The organism is Citrobacter amalonaticus Y19 (assembly GCF_000981805.1).
GTDB classification, from domain to species: Bacteria; Pseudomonadota; Gammaproteobacteria; order Enterobacterales; family Enterobacteriaceae; genus Citrobacter_A; species Citrobacter_A amalonaticus_C.
The window spans coordinates 2,571,267-2,591,944 of record NZ_CP011132.1; the positions used below are offsets into that span (position 1 = coordinate 2,571,267).

At 54.1% G+C, this 20,678-nt stretch carries 15 protein-coding genes; 9 read left to right on the forward strand and 6 right to left on the reverse strand.

Annotated elements, in window-relative coordinates:
* Window positions 1-13: 13 nt before the first annotated feature.
* The 4 genes from alkB to F384_RS11890 form a co-directional block, all read right to left on the reverse strand.
* Complete coding sequence (gene alkB, locus F384_RS11875; RefSeq protein ID WP_046481724.1) at window positions 14-664, reverse strand: DNA oxidative demethylase AlkB; 651 nt, start codon at window positions 662-664, stop codon at window positions 14-16.
* Window positions 664-1,728, reverse strand: a complete 1,065-nt coding sequence (gene ada / locus F384_RS11880; RefSeq protein ID WP_046481726.1) for a bifunctional DNA-binding transcriptional regulator/O6-methylguanine-DNA methyltransferase Ada — start codon at window positions 1,726-1,728, stop codon at window positions 664-666. The genes alkB and ada overlap by 1 nt, the downstream gene beginning before the upstream one ends.
* A gap of 83 nt (window positions 1,729-1,811) precedes the next feature.
* Complete coding sequence (apbE, locus tag F384_RS11885) at window positions 1,812-2,867, reverse strand: FAD:protein FMN transferase ApbE (RefSeq protein WP_046481728.1); 1,056 nt, start codon at window positions 2,865-2,867, stop codon at window positions 1,812-1,814.
* 115 nt (window positions 2,868-2,982) lie between these two features.
* Window positions 2,983-4,113 carry a porin OmpC gene (locus tag F384_RS11890; RefSeq protein WP_046481730.1) on the reverse strand — a complete coding sequence of 377 codons (1,131 nt, stop codon included), beginning with the start codon at window positions 4,111-4,113 and terminating at the stop codon, window positions 2,983-2,985.
* Between the two features lie 740 nt (window positions 4,114-4,853).
* Between F384_RS11890 and rcsD the strand changes: the two genes are divergently transcribed.
* Together rcsD and rcsB are read left to right on the forward strand one after the other, a co-directional pair.
* Window positions 4,854-7,523: a phosphotransferase RcsD gene (gene rcsD, locus F384_RS11895; RefSeq protein WP_046481732.1), complete on the forward strand. Its 2,670-nt coding sequence runs from the start codon at window positions 4,854-4,856 to the stop codon at window positions 7,521-7,523.
* A gap of 15 nt (window positions 7,524-7,538) precedes the next feature.
* Window positions 7,539-8,189 carry a response regulator transcription factor RcsB gene (gene rcsB, locus F384_RS11900; protein ID WP_001061917.1) on the forward strand — a complete coding sequence of 217 codons (651 nt, stop codon included), beginning with the start codon at window positions 7,539-7,541 and terminating at the stop codon, window positions 8,187-8,189.
* A 112-nt stretch (window positions 8,190-8,301) separates the two neighbouring features.
* On the opposite strand, the gene rcsC is transcribed toward rcsB, so the two are convergent.
* Window positions 8,302-11,148: a two-component system sensor histidine kinase RcsC gene (rcsC, locus tag F384_RS11905; protein WP_046482665.1), complete on the reverse strand. Its 2,847-nt coding sequence runs from the start codon at window positions 11,146-11,148 to the stop codon at window positions 8,302-8,304.
* A 172-nt stretch (window positions 11,149-11,320) separates the two neighbouring features.
* Between rcsC and atoS the strand changes: the two genes are divergently transcribed.
* From atoS to F384_RS11940, 7 genes are all read left to right on the forward strand, one after another.
* The gene (atoS, locus tag F384_RS11910) at window positions 11,321-13,147 is read left to right on the forward strand and encodes a two-component system sensor histidine kinase AtoS (protein ID WP_046482667.1); all 1,827 of its coding nucleotides are present in this window, start codon (window positions 11,321-11,323) and stop codon (window positions 13,145-13,147) included.
* The gene (gene atoC, locus F384_RS11915; protein ID WP_046482670.1) at window positions 13,144-14,529 is read left to right on the forward strand and encodes an acetoacetate metabolism transcriptional regulator AtoC; all 1,386 of its coding nucleotides are present in this window, start codon (window positions 13,144-13,146) and stop codon (window positions 14,527-14,529) included. The genes atoS and atoC overlap by 4 nt, the downstream gene beginning before the upstream one ends.
* A 197-nt stretch (window positions 14,530-14,726) precedes the next feature.
* Window positions 14,727-15,389, forward strand: a complete 663-nt coding sequence (gene atoD, locus F384_RS11920; protein WP_046482674.1) for an acetate CoA-transferase subunit alpha — start codon at window positions 14,727-14,729, stop codon at window positions 15,387-15,389.
* The gene (locus F384_RS11925; protein WP_046482676.1) at window positions 15,389-16,039 is read left to right on the forward strand and encodes a 3-oxoacid CoA-transferase subunit B; all 651 of its coding nucleotides are present in this window, start codon (window positions 15,389-15,391) and stop codon (window positions 16,037-16,039) included. Before atoD ends, F384_RS11925 begins: the two co-directional genes overlap by 1 nt.
* A complete protein-coding gene (locus F384_RS11930) occupies window positions 16,036-17,358 on the forward strand; it encodes a TIGR00366 family protein (protein ID WP_046482678.1) in 1,323 nt (440 codons plus the stop codon). Before F384_RS11925 ends, F384_RS11930 begins: the two co-directional genes overlap by 4 nt.
* A 30-nt stretch (window positions 17,359-17,388) precedes the next feature.
* Window positions 17,389-18,573 (forward strand): acetyl-CoA C-acetyltransferase, encoded by a 1,185-nt coding sequence (locus F384_RS11935; protein ID WP_046482681.1) that lies wholly within the window; start codon window positions 17,389-17,391, stop codon window positions 18,571-18,573.
* Between the two features lie 228 nt (window positions 18,574-18,801).
* Complete coding sequence (locus tag F384_RS11940) at window positions 18,802-19,557, forward strand: MurR/RpiR family transcriptional regulator (protein WP_046482684.1); 756 nt, start codon at window positions 18,802-18,804, stop codon at window positions 19,555-19,557.
* Between the two features lie 95 nt (window positions 19,558-19,652).
* On the opposite strand, the gene F384_RS11945 is transcribed toward F384_RS11940, so the two are convergent.
* Window positions 19,653-20,669 carry a Gfo/Idh/MocA family protein gene (locus F384_RS11945; RefSeq protein WP_046482687.1) on the reverse strand — a complete coding sequence of 339 codons (1,017 nt, stop codon included), beginning with the start codon at window positions 20,667-20,669 and terminating at the stop codon, window positions 19,653-19,655.
* Between the last annotated feature and the right edge of the window lie 9 nt (window positions 20,670-20,678).

Below are 20,678 nucleotides of genomic sequence, written 5' to 3' on the forward strand. Positions count from 1 at the left end.
ATAATTCTTATTTTTATTCTTTTTTACCCGCCTGACGAAAAGTCAGATTGTAGCGACAATCCGCGGTCGCCGGATGGAACCCGGCCTTCAGCGGCTGAATACCGTGGTAAAACAGACGTGATTCTCCGCCCCAGACCACCACATCACCATGTTCCAGCAGAATGCGCGTCAGCGGATCGCTACGCTTCAGGCCGCCAAACTGAAAGACAGCCGGTAAGCCCAGCGAGACAGAGACAATTGGCGCGCGCAGATCCGGCTCGTCTTTATCCTGATGCAAAGAAAGCTTTGCGCCAGGCACATAGCGGTTGATCAGACAGGCGTCCGGCTGATAATCCGCGTAGCCCGCCGCCGTTGCCGCCTGCTGACTCAGACGCAGAAAGGACGGCGGAAAGTCTGGCCAGGCGAGGCCCGTCAGCGGATCGACAGGCGAATAGAGGTAGCCGTGGCTGTCGGTCGTCCAGCCCAGCCGTCCACAGTTGGTCATCGCCACCGACATCGTGTAACCGCCGGGGGTGACCATCTGCCGAAACGGCGACCGGTGGGCGACCGTCTCAATCTCCTGCACCAGTTGCGGCGCCGCGCTGAAGGCAAAGCGGCGCAAAATGACGGCGCCGGGTGCCAGCGGTTCCTGCCAGGGCTGCGAATCGGCAAACAGATCGAGCATTATGTTCCCTCATCAGGCGATTCACGCCGCAGGATCTGCGCCTTGCGCGACACGCCCCAGCGATAACCGGAAAGAGAACCATCGCCGCGGACAACGCGGTGACAGGGGATCACGATCGCCAGTTTGTTCGCGCCACAGGCGCTGGCAACCGCACGAACCGCTTTCGGCTTGCCGATCGCTTTTGCCAGTTGCTGATAGCTGACGGTCTCGCCGTAGGGAATCGTGCGTAGCGCCTGCCAGACCTGCTGCTGAAACGCGGTGCCCTGTATATCCAGCGGCAACGACAGTGCGGCGTCGCGCCCGTCAATACTGGCAATCACACGGTGAATGCGCTGCTGAAAATGAACGTCAGCGGGGCTATCCTGAGCGGCCGGGAACAAGGTCTGCAGTTCAGCAATCAGCGCCGCATCGTCATCGCCTAACAAAATGGCGCAAATTCCCCGCTCGCTCTCCGCCACCAGACAGCGTCCAAGTGAGCAATCAGCCAGCGCATAGCGCACGGCCAGTTTGTCACCGCCACGGCGGAACTGTTTTGCCGTCATCCCAAGCGCCGCATCGGCGTTACGATAATAGCTGCTGCTGTCAGGAAAACCGGCATTCAGAATCGCCTGGGTCACGCTTTCGCCGTGACTCAGAGCGTCACGCAGGCGGCGGGCGCGATACGACTGCTGCCAGGCTTTTGGCGTCATCCCGGTTGTGGCTTTGAACAAGCGATGCAGATGATACGGGCTCATCGCCACCTTCTCAGCCAGAACCGTGAGCGTTATTGGGTTCTCCTGCTCCAGAAGCTGGCAGGCATGCGTGATTTTATCCAGCCGGTGCTGCTGGGCGTTAGCTTTATCCGGCTGACAGCGTTTACATGGGCGAAACCCTGCCATCAGCGCGGCCTGCGCATCGGGAAAGAAGCGGACATTTTTACGCAGCGCATGTTTGGCCGTACAGGAGGGTCGACAAAAGATCCCGGTCGTTTGCACGGCAAACACAAACTGACCGTCGACGTCAGAATCGCGTTCTAACACCGACTGCCAGCGTTGATCGTCATTTACGCGTTGATAATTTTTCATTCTGGACTCCTTCATTAAGCATAGTGCCTGCTTAGCTGCAGTGTGTCCGAAACCCGTCACCCGAAAACCCGCAATCTTGCTTTTTAATTTTGTTCACGGATGAGGAAGCTTTCAAACTGCGGAGACATCCAGGTTTTGAATCCCTCCCCCTCTTTGGTGATCATATACACCGCCAGCCCTTCCTGGCGTACGACCTCTTTGGCTTTCTCCGTACCGAGCACCATCAGCCCGGTATCCCAGCCATCCGCCTCCAGCGCCGTTGGCGCAATCACCGTCACCGACACCAGATTATGCTCGATGGGACGACCCGTTTGCGGATCGATAACATGAGTGAGGCGCTTGCCGTTCAGCTCGTAGTAGTTGCGGTAACTGCCGGAGGTACTGATGCCGTGTCCGTTAATATCCACCACCGCCTGAACGGCATTCTCACGGTCGGTGGGTTTCTGGATAGCCACCCGCCACGGATGCCCTTCGGCATTCATCCCGCGACTGTTCAGCGCCCCGCCGACCGAAACCAGATAGCGGGCGATACCTTCCCGCTCCATCAACTGTGCCAGGTGATCGGCGGCGTAGCCTTCACCGACGGTGGAGAGATCGACAAACAAATCCGGCAGATCTTTTTGCAGATATTGCTGTTTCGCCTGGTTGATCACCGTCAGGTGCTGCAACCCGCTGTTAGCTTTTGCCGCGTCAATTTGCGCCTGCGTCGGGATCTGGACCGGCTGTTTGTCGGGACCAAATCCCCACAAATTCACCAACGGCCCGACGGTGATGTCCATCGCGCCCTGCGTTTTTTGCCCAATACGCAGCGCTGAGGTAACAATATCCGCCATCGCCTCGCTGACAGGCCAGGGAGAAAGACTTTTCGACAGGTTAAAGCGCATCAGCGCCGAATCATTTTTATAGGTTGAGAGCAGTTGGTCGTCGGCATCCAGTTGCGTCTGAATTTTTGTTTGTAGCGCCGCTGCCGATTTAGCATTGACCCCGACCACGCTTACACGCCAGAAGGTGCCCATCGTTTTCCCTTCCAACACGACCGGAGCCACCGCCGGCGTTTGCGCCGCGTCTGGTGCGTTATCGCACCCGGTAAAAAAGACGGTCACAGCCAGTAAGGCCACGCGAGCAATGTTCATTTCCATACGTGATTGTCCTCCTGCGAAAGAAGCGCAAGAGTACACCAAAAACCAGCAGTTGTGCGCCGTAAAACCGCATAAAAAAAGGCCCCGAAGGGCCTTTTATCGACATTAAGCAAACTTAGAACTGGTAAACCAGACCCAGTGCAACGATGTCGTCGGTGCTGATACCCGTGCTACGGGTAAAGGCGTTGTCATCCAGCAGGTTGATTTTGTAATCAACGTAGGTGGACATGTTTTTGTTGAAGTAGTAGGTTGCGCCAACATCAACATATTTCAGCAGATCTTCGTCGTTGTAGGTACGACCGTTAACCGTTGCGCCGAGGTCTTTACCTTTGGACTGCAGGTAAGCAACGGACGGACGCAGACCGAAGTCGAACTGGTACTGAGCAACCACTTCGAAGTTCTGTGCTTTGTTAGCCCAGCCCTGGCCGCCTACGCGTGTTGCGTTGTAGGTCTGGGTGTACTGTGCTGCCAGGTAAACGTTGTTAGCGTCGTATTTCAGGCCGCCAGTGTAGGTTTCAGCACGGTCGCCGTTACCGAGGTTCAGCTTGTTCTGCTCATCAGTACGTTTGGAGCTGCTCACTGCCGCACCCAGACCGAAGCCTTCGCCGATGTTATAGGTTACGGAACCGCCGACACCGTCGCCGTTCTGACGCAGTGCTTCACGACCGTTGTTCGTTACGCCGGTGTAATCAAGGCCATCAGGACCTTCGCCAGACGGGCTACCGTTTTTACCCTGATACTGCAGGGCAAAGTTCAGGCCATCCACCAGACCGAAGAAATCCGCGTTACGGTAAGTCGCAAAGCCGTTACCACGCTGCTGCATGAAGTTGTCAGAACCGTAGGTGTCGCCACCGAATTCTGGCAGGACGTCGGTCCAGGACGTAACGTCATACACAACGCCGTAGTTACGACCGTAGTCGAAAGAACCCGCGTCGCCGAATTTCAGACCCGCGAATGCGACACGAGTCCAGGAGTTGTTTTCGGATTCAGGTGCGTTACCCTGGATCTGATACTCCCACTGGCCGTAACCGGTGATCTGATCGTTAACCTGGGTTTCGCCTTTGAAGCCGATACGCATATAGGTCTGATCGCCGTCAGCGCTCTTATCATCGGAGAAATAATGCAGACCGTCGACTTTACCGAACAGGTCTAATTTGTTGCCGTCTTTGTTGTAAATTTCAGCCGCATTTGCTGCGCCTGCTACCAGCAGTGCTGGTACCAGGAGGGACAGTACTTTAACTTTCATTTTATTAACCCTCTGTTATATGCCTTTATTTGCTTTTTTATGCCACTGCATACTGATTAACCCTCATTAACCAGTCGGCAAGTTCATTCTCCTCAAAATTGCAGAATAATCCAACACGAATATGATACTAAAACTTTTAAGATGTTTCATTTATCCACATAGGTGTTTCAAAATGTAAATATGAGGGAACTTTTTTTTTGCTTCAAAAAGACAAAAAATAAGCACAATCACTCAAGAAATATAAAAATAACAACAAAAACAATAAGTTATTTAAATAAATTTCATAGCACTGAATGACAAAACAAAATCGTCACGCATCATTAAAATATCTCTTGCTATCATCATTAACTTTATTTATTACCGTCATTCATTTCTGAATGTCTGTTTACCCCTATTTCAACCGGATGCGATGCGTCCGGTTTTTTTTTACCCTTCTTTACACTTGTTTTCTCTTTATGTGCTACCGCACAAAAATAATAACAACTATTAACTATTTACCTTCATTCAGTCACTGGCTGATATCAGAAACCGATTTCTTGTTATTTCGTGCTATTTGACATCACACGTCGGGTAATATTTGTACGCAGGCGGCGGGTCTGTACACTTTTACATCATCTAGCTGATGAATTCTTTTTGGCAAAAAATGCAGAACATCAATGAGTAGAGAATGTGGAAATTCACACCGTACCCTTTATACTGCCCTTTCACCTTCGGCGTTGTTTTACAGGTCATAACCACGAATGAGTCAGTCTGATACAACGGCTACGTCCCGATTCTCCCTCCTGCCGGGAAGCATTACCCGTTTCTTTTTATTACTGATAATCGTGTTGCTGGTAACGATGGGCGTGATGGTGCAGAGCGCGGTTAACGCATGGTTGAAAGATAAGAGCTATCAAATCGTCGATATCACACATGCTATCCATAAGCGTATCGATACCTGGCGTTACGCGACCTGGCAAATCTATGACAACATCGCAGCGACCACGAACCCGTCGAGCAGCGAAGGATTACAGGAAACGCGCCTGAAGCAGGACGTTTACTATCTCGAAAAACCGCGTCGTAAAACTGAAGCGCTGATCTTTGGCTCGCATGACAGTTCAACGCTGGAAATGACGCAGCGGATCTCGACCTATCTCGATACCCTGTGGGGTGCCGAAACAGTGCCGTGGTCCATGTATTATCTCAACGGCCAGGACAACAGTCTGACCCTCATCTCGACGCTGCCGTTGAAAGATCTCTCGTCGGGATTTAAAGAGTCGACCATCGGCAGCATTGTCGATTCACGCCGGGCAGAGATGCTTCAGCAGGCCAATGCGCTGGATGAACGGGAAAGCTTTTCGTCGCTGCGTCGTCTGGCTTGGCAAAATGGCCACTACTTTACCCTGCGGACCACCTTTAACCAGCCGGGACATCTGGCGACCGTTGTCGCATTTGATCTGCCCATCAATGACTTAATTCCCCCCGGCATGCCGCTGGACAGCTTCCGCCTTGAACCTGACACCACGCCGGTCAGTACACGCAATCCGGATAAAGAATCGCCAGATAGCGTAAACATCAGCTTTAACAGTTCGAAAATTGAAATCTCTTCGGTGCTGAACTCGACGGGAATGCGACTGGTCTGGCAGGTGCCGTTCGGAACCCTGCTGCTCGACACGCTGCAAAACATCCTGTTGCCGCTGTTGCTGAATATCGGCCTGCTGGCCCTCGCGTTGTTTGGCTACACCACCTTCCGTCACCAACCCGGACGCACAACCGAAGTCGCGCCGAATACCGCAGCCAATAATGAGCTACGTATTCTGCGCGCCATTAATGAAGAAATTGTCTCCCTGCTGCCGCTGGGTCTGCTGGTGCATGACCAGGAGGCGAACCGCACGGTGATGAGCAACAAAATTGCCGACCATCTGTTACCGCATCTGAATCTGCAAAACATCACCAGCATGGCGGAACAGCATCAGGGCGTTATCCAGGCGACCGTCAATAATGAGTTGTATGAGATACGCCTGTTCCGCAGTCAGGTTGCTCCGCGTACCCAGATCTTTATTATCCGCGACCAGGATCGTGAAGTACTGGTGAACAAAAAGCTCAAACAGGCGCAGCGGTTATACGAAAAAAATCAGCAGGGCCGCGCTGCCTTTATGCAAAACATCAGCGAGACGTTAAAAGACCCGGTTAAAAAGTTGGCGGCCGAGGTTGCCCAAGTGCAAACACCTGATGCGCAGCAACTGGCGAATCATGCCGACGTATTGGTACGCATGATCGATGAAATTCAACTGGCGAATATGCTGGAAAGCGATACCTGGAAGAGCGAACCGACCCTCTTCTCGGTTCAGGCGCTGATTGACGAAGTCGTGCCACACGTGCTGCCGGCCATGAAACGCAAAGGGCTGCAGTTGCTCATCAACAACCATCTGAAGGCAAACGATGAGCGGCATGGCGATCGCGATGCGCTGCGGCGGATCTTACTGTTGCTGATGCAGTACGCGGTGACAACCACCCAGATTGGTAAAATCACGCTTGAGGTAAGTCAGGATGAATCGGTGGCCGAACGCCTGACATTCCGCATTCTGGATACCGGTGAAGGCGTGACGTTGAGCGAAATCGACAACCTGCATTTCCCGTTCATCAGCGAGACGCAGAAAGATCGTTACGGCAAAGCCAATCCGCTGGCCTTCTGGTTATGCGATCAGCTGGCGCGTAAACTCGGCGGACATTTGAACATAAAAGCGCGAGAAGCACTGGGTACACGCTACACAGTCCATGTTAAAATGACGCCGCTCGACCAGCATAGAGAAGACGAAGAGCGTCTGCTGGATGATGTCAGCGTCATGATCGACGTGACCTCTAACGAGGTTCGCAACATCGTGCTTCGTCAGTTGGAAAACTGGGGAGCGACCTGCATTACCCCGGATGAGAGACTCATAAGTCAAGAATATGATCTCTTTTTAACGGATAATCCGTCTAATCTTACTGCCTCCGGCTTGCTTTTAAGCGATGATGAGTCAGGCGTGCGGAAAATTGGTCCTGGCCAGCTTCGCGTCAACTTTAATATGAGCAACGCTATGCAGGAAGCTGTACTACAACTAATTGAAGAACAACTGGCGCAGGAGGCTATCCCGGAATCCCCTCTGGGAGGTAATGAAAACGCCGAACTTCATGCCAGCGGCTATTACGCGCTATTTGTAGACACAGTACCGGATGATGTTAAGAGGTTGTATACTGAGGCAGCAACCAGCGATTTTGCTGCGCTAGCCCAAACGGCTCACCGCCTGAAAGGCGTGTTTGCCATGCTAAATCTGGTACCCGGCAAGCAGTTATGTGAAACGCTGGAACATCTGATTCGCGAGAAAGATGCTCTAGGAATAGAAAAATACATCAGCGACATTGACGCTTACGTCAAGAGCTTGCTGTAGCAAGGTAGCCTTTACATGAACAATATGAACGTAATTATTGCCGATGACCATCCGATTGTACTGTTCGGTATTCGCAAATCACTTGAGCAAATCGAGTGGGTGAATGTTGTTGGCGAATTTGAAGACTCCACAGCACTGATCAACAACCTGCCAAAATTAGATGCGCACGTGTTGATTACCGATCTCTCCATGCCGGGCGATAAGTACGGCGATGGGATCACGCTGATCAAATATATCAAGCGCCACTTCCCGAGCCTGTCGATCATTGTTCTGACCATGAACAATAACCCTGCCATCCTGAGCGCGGTTCTTGATCTTGATATCGAAGGGATTGTCCTGAAACAGGGCGCGCCAACAGATCTGCCGAAAGCGCTCGCGGCGCTGCAAAAAGGCAAAAAGTTCACCCCGGAAAGCGTCTCTCGCCTGCTGGAAAAAATCAGTGCGGGTGGCTACGGCGACAAGCGGCTCTCTCCGAAAGAAAGCGAAGTTCTGCGTCTGTTTGCTGAAGGTTTCCTGGTGACTGAAATCGCCAAGAAGCTGAACCGCAGTATCAAGACCATCAGCAGCCAGAAGAAATCCGCGATGATGAAACTGGGCGTTGAGAACGATATCGCACTGCTGAACTATCTCTCTTCCGTGACCCTGAGCCCGGCAGATAAAGACTAATTTCTCTTTCCGTTGCAAAATGCCTGATGGCGCTCCGCTTATCAGGCCTACTCCTTACGGAAAACATCCCCGTTCTGTAGGCCGGATAAGGCAAAGCCGCCATCCGGCATTTTTAACCTCGCGTTTTCCTGACCCGATCCGCATACACCGCCAGCGTCTGCCTGATAACGTCCAGCGTGACCGGTTTCGACAGGCAGCTGTCCATCCCCGACTCCAGACAGCGCTGCTTCTCTTCGGCTAAGGCATTTGCCGTCACCCCAACCACCGGCAGAGTCAGCCCCAGTTGACGAATACGCTGCGTCAGACGATAGCCATCCATATTCGGCATGTTAACGTCGCTCAGCACGATATCGATGTGGTTTTTGCTCAGCACGTTCAGGGCGTCCACGCCGTCATTCGCCGTCTTGCACTGATACCCCAGCGATCCCAACTGATCGGCCAACAGGCGACGGTTGATAGGATGATCGTCAACCACCAGGATCATCATGTCATCATTGGTGGCCGCCGCTTTTTCCGGGGCCGGTAACGCGGAAGAGAGCGCGCCATCGTCCAGCTCAATACGGTAGATCCGGGCCAGCAGCGCCGGCAGTTCATGCGGCGACGCGACGCTGTGCACCCATTCCCCCGGCACCCTTTCCAGCGGAATACCAATATGGCGACGACAGAAAATGACCGCCGCACGCCCCTGCCACGGCTGTTCCAGCGCATCGTCAGTGATCAATACGTCGTCACTCGACGGAGGCTGGCCTTCATAACGCATCACCTCGACGCCGCTGCGCGTCAGGCTGTTTTCAACAAATTGACACAGCGAGGCATTACGCACCGCCAGCCAACAGCGTGTTCTGGCGAGTCCATCGAGACCTTTTTTCGCCGGATACTGCGCGCCATACAGCGGAATACGCACCGTAAACTGGCTGCCCATCCCCGGTTCGGAATCGACCGAAATGTCGCCGTCCATCATGCTGATCAGCTTTTCGCAAATCGCCAGTCCGAGCCCCGTTCCCTGGAAATTGCGCTGCACGCCAGTACCGACCTGGAAGAATGGGTCGAACAAGCGCACCACCTCTTTCGCCGGGATCCCAACGCCGGTATCCCGCACCCGAATACTAAGGTAATCATCGTCACGGCTGACATGCAGTACGATGCAGCCAATGTCAGTGAATTTAATCGCATTGCTCAGCAGGTTAGAAATCACCTGCTGCAGGCGCATCGGATCGCCATTGAGCGCCACCGGCACATCCGGTTCGATAAAGCAGTACAGTCCTATTTGCTTGCGCACCACCAGCGGCAAATAGTTCGCCGTAATATGGCTCATCACCTCTCGCGGTGAGAATTCACGCGGCTCAATTTTCAACTGCTCAGATTCAATTTTCGAGAAGTCGAGAATATCGCTGATGATTTTCAGCAGCAGACTGGAGGAGTTATTCATCGCCGTCACCAGACGATCGACCCCTTTTGGCAACGCTTTGGTTTGCAGCAGATCAAGGTTACCGATGATGCCGTACAGCGGGGTGCGCAGCTCGTGGCTGACGGTCGCCAGGAACATCGATTTCGACTGACTCGCCTGCTCAGCCGCCTGCGCCATCTCCTGCAATGACTCCTCCATTTTGACGCGGGCGGAGACATCCACCAGCACGCAGATCGCCACGTTTTCATTGCGATAACGGGAATGGACGAAGCTGATCTGCAGGTTGGTGTTATTGCTGGTCAGCACATCGACAAAGTTCACTTGCTGTCCGCAGATGATTTGCGTCAGCCGCTGTCGATCCTCATGGGTGAGCATGTTCAGATAGGTGTGCGCCAGTTCGTTACTGAGAATGTTAATACCGTCAACAGTGCGCAGAATACAGATCCCGACCGGCGCGGAAGCGACAATCTTACGGTTAAACTGCTCATGCTCTTCCAGACGCTGGGCGTCGCTTTCCGCCGGAATAAAGATCCGCCGTTCGTACATCCGCGCGAGGGTAAACAGTGCCGCGCCCACCAGCACGTTCAGCAAAATAGCATTCAGGATCAGCATCCGGATCCGTTCCAGCACCAGATCAACCGGGACGGAATAGACAATGCTCAGCGAGGACGGCGGCAGGTTTTTCTTCAGCACCAGCTCACGAAAGCCCGGCGTATAGCCAAACCAGGAACGCTCCTGCATCCAGCGAGGCTCCGCCTTAATAGTGCCTTCCGGCCCGGTCAGTGAAATCAGCGCATGACCATTTTCATCCAGAATGGTCACCCCCATCGGCAGACTGCCCGGCGTAAAGAAGTTTTCCATCCGAATGGACTGTTCGACGCCTAACAGCGCCTGCAAGCGGTTTGCCAGATAGACCGGCGTCAGCGCGTAGAAATAACCAATCCCCGGACGCGGTCCCTGCCCCACCCAGTAAAGATTGCTTCCGGACTCATCCTTCGACGCATTGCGGTACTTCATAATCCGCTCGTGCAGCGTTTTCAGCGCGTTATCGCGCTCGACGGACATATCGCGCAGGCCGAAATTCGCCATGCAGAGATTATCGCTACCAATGAGAAAAACGCGATTCAGGTCGTATGCCGCAGAGAAGTTGTCGCGCCAGTAGCGCATAAACCACGCCAGCGACTCCAGCGATCCGCGCCAGGCGTTGCCCATTGCCGCACAGTCCGAATCCGCAAACAGCGGCTGAAAGGTCGGGACCACGGTTTTATCGTCACGCGCCCGCGACGTCAGCACGCCGTTCTCCGCCGTCAGGCGATTCTCCGCAATATACTTGAGCTCTTTCATCACATCCGCCGTGCGCTGAATATAGCGCTGGGCCTGATCGGAACTGAGATTAAACTCCTGGCGAATCTCTGATTCCCGCTGATGCAGGGCGTTCACGATGTAGAACACCGAAGCAAAGGCAATGAGCAGCCAAATCAACAGCGCCAACGCTCTGAACAGGTAGCGCGAGATTTTCAGGGTTGTGCGAAAGGAAGCAAGGTATTTCAAAAGGGCGAAGCTCCGCCTCAGGCGATAAATGGAGTGTGGTTAAGGTAGCGGTAAATGCGCGGCGTCGCAATGCCCGCGCCTCTGTTTGCGGGAATATGATACACCGCTGAGAAACCATTGCCGCAACCATCGATAATCAGCATTTGCCGTACAGAGCCACAGGGAAGTCAGCATGCGCTTTTTGAGAGGGTTATACCCGCGACGCTTACGCAATCAAATGATACTGATGGCGATCCTGATGGTCATTGTGCCGACGCTGTCGATTGGTTATATCGTAGAAACCGAAGGACGGTCAGCAGTCTTATCCGAAAAAGAGAAAAAATTATCTGCCGTCGTTCACCTGCTCGATCAGGCGTTGGGCGAACGCTTTGACGATTTCACGACGTTGCCGCGGGAGGAGCGGATCCGGGCGCTGAATGCCGAACTCGGCCCCATCACCGAACAGATAACCCTGGCGTTTCCGGGCATTGGCGCAGGCTACTATAACAAAGCGCTGGATGCGATTGTGACCTACGCCCCTTCCGCGCTGTACCAAAATAACGTCGGCGTGACGATTGCCGCCGATCACCCCGGACGTGAAGTGATGCGCAACAATGCTCCGGTGGTTTTTTCCGGTCGCCAGGTGCGCGGCGATATTCTCAACTCGATGATCCCCATCACCCGCAACGGCGAGGTGATGGGTTACATCTGGGCAAATGAGCTAACGGAAGATATTCAGCGTCAGGCCTGGAAGATGGACGTGCGCATTATTGCGGTACTGGCGGCGGGCCTGCTCTGTAGCCTGTTACTGATTGTGCTGTTTTCCCGACGTCTTGGTGCCAATATCGACATTATCACGGACGGTCTGTCGACGCTGGCGCAGAAAACGCCGGCGCAACTTCCCAATCTTCCCGGTGAACTGGGGCAAATCAGTCGCAGCGTCAACGCCCTGGCGCAAACGCTGCGTGAAACCAAAACCCTTAACGACCTGATCATTGAAAACGCCGCTGACGGCGTGATTGCGATCGACAGACAGGGCGACGTCACCACCATGAATCCCGCTGCGGAAATGATTACCGGCTACACGCTGAATGAACTGGTCGGTCAGCCTTATGCCACGCTGTTTTCCGACCCTCATTTTTCCAGCCCGGTTCTCGATACCCTGGCGCACGGTACGGAACATCTGGCGCAAGAAGTCAGTTTTCCGGCGCGCGATCGCACCATCGAACTCAGCGTCACCACCAGTCGTATTCATAACCCCAATGGCGAATTGATCGGCGCACTGGTGATTTTTTCCGACCTGACCGCCCGTAAAGAAACACAACGTCGCCTGGCGCAGACGGAGAGACTGGCCACGCTAGGTGAACTGATGGCCGGGGTAGCGCATGAGGTGCGTAATCCGCTTACCGCCATCCGCGGCTATGTGCAGATCATTCGTCAGCAAACCAGTCTGCCAGTACATCAGGAATATCTGTCCGTGGTACTGAAAGAAATTGACTCCATCAACAGAGTCATTCAGCAGTTGCTGGATTTTTCCCGTCCGCGACAAAGCCAGTGGCAGCAAGTGCTGCTCAACTCGCTGATCGAAGAGACGCTGATTCTGGTGCAAACCTCCGGCGTACAGGCGCGGATCGCGTTTAACGTCGAACAGGATAAGGGACTGCCTGCCATCGTTGCCGATCGCGAACTGTTGAAGCAGGTGATCCTCAATATTCTGATTAATGCCGTGCAGGCCATCAACGCGCGCGGTGAAATTCGCATTCGCACCTGGCAATACTCAACCACACAACAAGCGGTGACGATTGAAGATAACGGCTGTGGGATTGATATCACGCTACAGAAAAAGATCTTTGATCCCTTTTTCACCACCAAAGCCTCGGGAACGGGGCTTGGACTCGCGCTCAGCCAGCGCATCATCAATGCCCACCAGGGCGATATTCGCGTCACCAGCATGCCCGGATGCGGCGCGACCTTTACCCTTATTTTGCCCATTAACCCGCAGGGAAACGTGTCAGTATGAAAACCCGCTATCGTATCCTCATCGTGGATGACGAAGACAACGTTCGTCGCATGCTCACTACCGCATTCTCGCTACAGGGACATGAAACGCACTGCGCCAGTAATGGTGAAGAAGCCTTGCAGCGCTTTGCCGACACCCCGCCGGATGTGGTGCTGATGGATATCCGTATGCCGGAAATGAACGGGATTGACGCACTGAAAGTCATGCGCACCCAGCAGCCGCGCATCCCCGTGATCCTGATGACCGCTTACGCCGAAGTCGAAACCGCCGTCGAAGCGTTACGCAGCGGTGCGTTTGATTACGTGATCAAACCCTTCGATCTCGATGAACTCAATTTACTGATCCAACGTGCACTGCAATTGCAGGCGATGAAACAGGAGATCCGCAGCCTGCATCAGGCACTGAGTACCAGTTGGCAGTGGGGGCATATCCTGACCAACAGTCCACGGATGATGGATATCTGCAAAGACACGGCGAAAATTGCCCTGTCGCAGGCCAACGTCTTGATCAGTGGCGAAAGCGGCACCGGTAAAGAGTTGATTGCGCGGGCCATTCACTACAACTCGCGCCGGGCAAACGGTCCGTTTATCAAAATCAACTGTGCCGCGCTGCCGGAGTCGCTGCTGGAAAGCGAGCTGTTTGGTCATGAAAAAGGCGCTTTCACCGGGGCACAGACTCAGCGTCAGGGGCTGTTTGAACGCGCCCATCAGGGAACGCTGCTGCTCGATGAAATTGGCGAAATGCCGCTGGTGCTGCAGGCGAAGCTGCTGCGCATCCTGCAGGAAAGAGAGTTCGAACGCGTGGGCGGACACCAGACCATTCAGGTGGATATCCGCATCGTCGCCGCCACCAACCGGGATCTCCATACGATGGTGAAAGAAGGCGCCTTCCGTGAAGATCTGTTTTACCGTCTGAATGTCATTCATCTGCAACTTCCCCCGCTGCGCGAACGACGGGAAGACATTGCGCTGCTTGCTAACCACTTCTTACAGAAATTCAGTTCGGAAAATCAGCGCGATATTATTGAGATCGATCCTGCGGCCATGTCGATGCTCGTCACCTGGCCCTGGCCCGGCAACATCCGGGAGCTGTCGAACGTCATTGAGCGGGCGGTCGTAATGAATACCGGGGCGGTTATTTTTGCTGACGATCTGCCCGCCCCGCTCCGCCAACCTGCCAGTGGCGGCAGCGAGATAAAAGCCACGCAGCCCGGTGAACGCAATCTGAAAGAAGAAATTAAACGTGAGGAGAAGCGGATCATTATCGAGGTGCTCGAGCAACATGATGGAAACCGCACCCACGCCGCGTTGATGTTAGGCATCAGTCGACGCGCTCTGATGTACAAACTGCAGGAATACGGTATCGATACGACAGGGTTGTAGAACCAGAATCTGCTATGCAGAATTTTGCACAGTGCGCAAAATTCTGCATAGCATCCGCACGGAGATCACACAACGCAAGATTAAATAAACCTTCTTATTCAACATCTTAATTAATTCCCCTACCTGTTAGCCATTCTGGCATCCCAATTGCTATTCCCTTTGCGTACCCAAAATGGAGTATGCACAAGGGAAACATAATGAAAACAAAACTGATTACCTTACAAAACGCTGCCGGGTTCTTTCGTGACGGCATGACCATCATGGTTGGCGGTTTTATGGGGGTAGGGACCCCGCCCCGTCTTGTCGAAGCTTTGCTTGAATCCGGCGTCAGAGACCTGACCCTGATCGCCAACGATACCGCCTTTGTCGATACCGGTATCGGCCCTCTGATCGTCAATGGCCGGGTGAACAAAGTCATTGCGTCCCATATCGGCACCAACCCGGAAACCGGGCGTCGAATGATTGCCAAAGAGATGGAGGTTCAACTGGTGCCGCAAGGTACGCTGATTGAACAGATCCGCTGCGGCGGCGCAGGACTCGGCGGGTTCCTGACCCCCACCGGCGTCGGCACCATCGTGGAAGATGGCAAACAAACCCTGACGCTCGACGGAAAAACCTGGCTGCTGGAGCGCCCGTTGCGTGCCGATCTGGCACTCATCCGCGCGCACCGTGCCGACCCTCTCGGCAACCTGACCTACCAGCTCAGCGCCCGCAACTTTAACCCACTTATTGCCCTCGCCGCCGATATCACCCTGGTGGAACCTGACGAACTCGTTGAGACAGGCGATCTGCTGCCTGACCAGATAGTCACCCCCGGTGCGGTAATCGACCATATCGTCATTCCACAGGAGAGCAAATAATGGATGCGAAACAACGTATTGCGCGCCGCGTGGCGCAAGAACTTCGTGATGGCGACGTCGTGAACTTAGGTATTGGCCTGCCGACGATGGTCGCCAACTACCTACCCGATGACATTCATATCACTCTGCAATCGGAAAACGGATTTCTCGGACTGGGGCCGGTCACCACCGCGCATCCCGATCTGGTGAACGCCGGTGGACAACCCTGTGGGATTTTGCCGGGCGCGGCGATGTTCGATAGCGCGATGTCATTCGCCCTGATCCGTGGCGGCCATGTGGACGCCTGCGTTCTGGGCGGGTTGCAGGTCGATGAACAGGCCAACCTCGCAAACTGGGTGGTGCCCGGCAAAATGGTCCCCGGTATGGGTGGCGCAATGGATCTGGTGACCGGCGCGCGCAAAGTCATTATTGCGATGGAGCACTGCGCGAAAGACGGCTCGGCGAAAATCCTCCGCCACTGCACCATGCCCCTGACGGCTCAGCATGCGGTGCATGTGCTGGTCACCGAACTCGCGGTGTTCCGCTTTATCGACGGCAAAATGTGGCTGACGGAAATCGTCGACGGGTGCGACCTTGATACCCTGCGCGCAAAAACCGAAGCGCACTTTGAGGTTGCCGCCGATCTGGTCGTTCAGCGAGGTGACGCATGATTGGCCGTATTTCGCGTTTCATGACGCGCTTCGTCAGTCGCTGGCTGCCCGACCCCCTGATTTTCGCCATGCTGTTGACGCTGCTGACGTTCGGCATCGCGCTGTGGTTAACACCGCAAACGCCCGTCGCCATGGTGCGTTTCTGGGGGGATGGTTTCTGGAACCTGCTGGCCTTCGGGATGCAGATGGCGTTGATCATCGTGACAGGCCACGCTCTGGCCAGTTCCGGTCCGGTGAAAAACCTGCTGCGTACCGCCGCGTCTGCCGCTAAAACGCCCGCTCAGGGCGTAATGCTGGTGACCTTCTTTGGATCCGTCGCCTGCGTCATCAACTGGGGTTTCGGCCTGGTGGTAGGGGCGATGTTTGCCCGTGAAGTTGCTCGTCGCGTGCCAGGTTCCGATTATCCGCTGCTGATTGCCTGCGCCTATATCGGTTTTCTGACCTGGGGCGGCGGCTTCTCCGGGTCGATGCCTTTGCTTGCGGCAACGCCGGGTAACCCGGTTGAACACATTGCAGGCCTGATTCCAGTCAGCGATACCCTGTTCACCGGTTTCAACATCTTCATCACCGTCGGGCTGATTGTGGTCATGCCGTTTATCACCCGCATGATGACGCCAAAACCGTCAGATGTGGTCAGCGTCGATCCGAAACTGCTGATGGAAGAACCTGATTTCCAGAAGACCTTGCCGGCAGATGCGCCTCCGTCAGAAAAACTGGAAGAGAGCCGTATCCTAGCGCTGATCATTGGGGCGTTAGGCGTCGCCTACCTCGGGATCTACTTCGCTGAGAAAGGGTTCAACATCACCATCAACACCGTCAACCTGATGTTCATGATTGCCGGTCTGCTGCTGCACAAAACGCCGATGGCCTATATGCGTGCCATCAGCGCCGCCGCGCGCAGCACCGCCGGTATCCTGGTGCAGTTCCCGTTCTATGCCGGGATCCAGTTGATGATGGAACACTCCGGTCTCGGGGGGCTTATCACCGAATTCTTCATCAACGTCGCCAATAAAGACACCTTCCCGGTCATGACCTTCTTCAGCTCCGCGCTGATCAACTTTGCCGTGCCGTCAGGCGGCGGTCACTGGGTTATTCAGGGACCGTTCGTGATGCCCGCCGCGCAGGCGTTAGGGGCCGATCTCGGTAAATCCGTCATGGCGATCGCCTACGGCGAGCAGTGGATGAACATGGCGCAACCCTTCTGGGCGCTTCCCGCACTGGCCATCGCCGGACTGGGGGTTCGCGACATCATGGGTTACTGCATCACAGCCCTGCTTTTCTCCGGCGTCATTTTTGTTGTCGGCCTGACCTTTTTCTGACGGCAGCCGCTTACTTTTAAGGAACAGAAGATGAAAAATTGTGTCATCGTCAGCGCAGCACGTACCGCCATCGGCAGCTTCAACGGCGCACTGGCAACGACCAGCGCCATCGATCTTGGCGCGACCGTGATTAACGCCGCGCTGGAGCGCGCGCAACTCGATCCGCAGCGCGTGGATGAAGTGATCATGGGCAACGTGTTACAGGCAGGTCTGGGACAAAACCCGGCGCGCCAGGCACTGCTAAAGAGCGGCCTTAGTGAGACGGTCTGTGGCTTTACCGTCAACAAAGTCTGCGGTTCAGGGCTCAAAAGCGTCGCGCTGGCCGCCCAGGCGATTCAGGCCGGTCAGGCGCAGGCACTGGTCGCCGGCGGCATGGAAAACATGAGTCTGGCGCCATATCTGCTGGATGCGAAAGCCCGCTGGGGCTATCGCCTCGGCGACGGTCAGCTATCAGATGTGATTTTGCGTGACGGCCTGCTCTGCGCTACTCACGGCTATCACATGGGGATCACCGCCGAGAACGTCGCCCGCGAATACGGTATCAGCCGCGAAATGCAGGATGAGCTGGCGTTGCTCTCCCAGCAAAAAGCGGTAGCCGCCATCAATTCTGGTGCCTTTCAGGCCGAGATTGTGCCGGTCAGCGTCACGTCGCGGAAGAAAACCATCGTCTTTGACCGCGATGAATTCCCCAAAGCCGACTCGTCAGCGGAAGGCCTTGCCGCCCTGCGTCCGGCGTTTGATAAGGCCGGCACCGTCACCGCCGGTAACGCCTCAGGGATTAACGACGGCGCGGCGGCGCTGGTGGTCATGGAAGAATCTGCCGCGCTGGCAGCAGGGCTGAAACCGTTGGCACGCATTAAGGCCTACGCCAGCGGCGGCGTCGCCCCGGCGCTGATGGGAATGGGCCCTGTACCCGCCACGCAAAAGGCGCTGCAATACAGCGGACTACAGCTTTCGGATATCGATCTGATTGAAGCCAATGAGGCGTTTGCCGCGCAGTTCCTCGCCGTTGGCAAAACGCTGGGCTTCGACCCAGAGAAGGTGAACGTTAACGGGGGCGCGATTGCGCTTGGTCATCCCATCGGTGCCAGCGGCGCGCGAATTCTGGTGACATTACTGCATGCGCTTTCAGCCAGGGATAAAACGCTGGGTCTGGCGACGCTGTGTATCGGCGGCGGTCAGGGAATCGCCATGATTGTGGAAAGGATGAATTAATACCTGGCGTCCCCCGGTTATACACAACATCATTCAGATGGCATGGATGCCGCTCCTGTAAACCCCTGGCACAGAGATAACGATGTGCCAGGGGTTTTTTACACCCCGGCAAAGCGATGGTCCGTAAGAGTGAGGTTCATGGATGAGCCGAGTAATGCCGTAGCCAACACAGAGGCTGCTTGAAGGATAAAGTGTATCTGTCATAATAAACAAAACCGAGGGACCTTAATGAACATTATCGAACAACTTCAGTTACTGGTAAAAACAGGCTCGCACGCGGAACAAACAATTAGCCGTTACATTCTGGCTACATTATCGGGCGCGGAAAAACTGACGTCGACGGCAATTTCAAAAAAGACACAGACCAGCCAACCCTCTATCGTGCGTTTTGCGCAATCCCTCGGTTATACGGGTTTTACGTCATTTAAATATGATTTAATTAAGTGTCTGCGTAGTGAACCAGAAACACTACTCCCGGCCCAGGCAACGAAGAACAACGTTATCCTTAGCGAGTTCATTAATAATAATAATCCGGCGGCACTCAACACTTTCTTTGAGATTATTAACTCCAGTCGCAACCTCTATTTCTGCCATCCGCGGGAATTAAGCTCTTTACTCAGCAATATTATTCAGGACTATAGCGATATTGGTAAAGTCTGTATTCCCGTAGAGTACCAGAATGCCCATTCACTGCTGACAAACGCCCTGACGGATTGCGATTCGGTGATCCTGCTGCCAGGACTCAAAGATGAGCCTGACAATCAATTGATTACGCTGATTCGAGAGCACGAAGCCGCCTCACTGGCGGTTGCCTGTCATCAGAGCGGCGCGTCGCTGGCCGATGTGACCTTATATACACCTCAGTCCAGTGCCAGTCCTCTTAGTTTCGCCGCGCTGAAAATGTCATTGCACACCCTCTTTTTCCATGCGCTGCAATATTGCTATCTGAATATGAATAATGAAAAGACGCCTCATAAACGATGATCATCGACCGGGTTGTGGGGGAATAAAGAACCCTGCCTTAATCAGAGAAATTAAAGCCAGAAAAGACTGTTTATGAGGCATAAATTGTAGATTAATTATAACTGCACAATACTTCCTGTTGATAACGAGTGGTGCACGGCTTCACAAATTAACGTAGCCTGCAACCCATCGTCTGCGGTTGCCAGATACGGGGTATCAAATAATATGTGCTCAACAAAATCATGTATTGGCTGAATTCCGTAACCGCTAGCCTTATTATTAACGTAGTTAATAAAATTATAATTTGGCGTTGCGCTACGCTGTGGCGTAAACATTTCATAACCCCGCAACTGCGCGTCGGCACGATAATAGTTATTCTCGGTGATAACAAAACTGCGACCGTCATTTGCTTTGGGGAATGAAGGAGGTAAGCACCACCCCACTTCAACAGTCCATTGCGCGCCATTATCAAACGTGACGAAAGACTGAATGGTGTCCCAGGAATCGATGCCTTCCGCAACCAGCTTCTTCTTCTGTCCTATCGCATAGACGCTTACTGCATTGGCGCCATTCATATAATATCGAATCAAATCAAAGCAGTGTGTTCCAAGGAAATGAACGGGAGAGCTCTCGTTCGCCCATGACAGCCAGTTTTTCGGCACGTCAATGATATCGTCCATGCTCATGTAGCCACGCAGAACCTGGCCGGTTTCGGGTTTCAACAGCTCATGATGAATATGCTGCGCCATCCCGTCCCAACGCTTGTGGTAATCGACACCAATCTTTACCCCCTGCTGTTGTGCACAACGGATGATTTCCCGACATTCCGCCGACGTTGTCGCCATCGGTTTTTCAATCAGCACATGTTTACCCGCGTTGATGGCCTCAATGGTGGCATCAAAGTGGAACGGATCCGGTGTGGCAATGGACACCAGATCAACCTCCGTCGCAGCAAATAACTCTGCCAGCGAGGCGTAACCGGGTACCTGAAACTCCGCCGCCACTCTGGCGCGGATGTCCGGATTGATCTCGCAAAACCCCACCAGATTCACCCACGGATTATAGTGATACGCATTGATATGATGTTTGCCGTAAATACCAGCCCCCACCACCGCGGCATTGATTTTGTTCATGACATGATT

What these genes read in the sequence shown, in the direction of transcription:
- alkB (WP_046481724.1), bottom strand. Translation starts at nt 664, where the DNA reads ATGCTCGATCTGTTTGCCGATTCGCAGCCCTGGCAGGAACCGCTGGCA.
- ada (WP_046481726.1), bottom strand. Translation starts at nt 1,728, where the DNA reads ATGAAAAATTATCAACGCGTAAATGACGATCAACGCTGGCAGTCGGTG.
- apbE (WP_046481728.1), bottom strand. Translation starts at nt 2,867, where the DNA reads ATGGAAATGAACATTGCTCGCGTGGCCTTACTGGCTGTGACCGTCTTT.
- F384_RS11890 (WP_046481730.1), bottom strand. Translation starts at nt 4,113, where the DNA reads ATGAAAGTTAAAGTACTGTCCCTCCTGGTACCAGCACTGCTGGTAGCA.
- rcsD (WP_046481732.1), top strand. Translation starts at nt 4,854, where the DNA reads ATGAGTCAGTCTGATACAACGGCTACGTCCCGATTCTCCCTCCTGCCG.
- rcsB (WP_001061917.1), top strand. Translation starts at nt 7,539, where the DNA reads ATGAACAATATGAACGTAATTATTGCCGATGACCATCCGATTGTACTG.
- atoS (WP_046482667.1), top strand. Translation starts at nt 11,321, where the DNA reads ATGCGCTTTTTGAGAGGGTTATACCCGCGACGCTTACGCAATCAAATG.
- atoC (WP_046482670.1), top strand. Translation starts at nt 13,144, where the DNA reads ATGAAAACCCGCTATCGTATCCTCATCGTGGATGACGAAGACAACGTT.
- atoD (WP_046482674.1), top strand. Translation starts at nt 14,727, where the DNA reads ATGAAAACAAAACTGATTACCTTACAAAACGCTGCCGGGTTCTTTCGT.
- F384_RS11925 (WP_046482676.1), top strand. Translation starts at nt 15,389, where the DNA reads ATGGATGCGAAACAACGTATTGCGCGCCGCGTGGCGCAAGAACTTCGT.
- F384_RS11930 (WP_046482678.1), top strand. Translation starts at nt 16,036, where the DNA reads ATGATTGGCCGTATTTCGCGTTTCATGACGCGCTTCGTCAGTCGCTGG.
- F384_RS11935 (WP_046482681.1), top strand. Translation starts at nt 17,389, where the DNA reads ATGAAAAATTGTGTCATCGTCAGCGCAGCACGTACCGCCATCGGCAGC.
- F384_RS11940 (WP_046482684.1), top strand. Translation starts at nt 18,802, where the DNA reads ATGAACATTATCGAACAACTTCAGTTACTGGTAAAAACAGGCTCGCAC.
- F384_RS11945 (WP_046482687.1), bottom strand. Translation starts at nt 20,669, where the DNA reads ATGAACAAAATCAATGCCGCGGTGGTGGGGGCTGGTATTTACGGCAAA.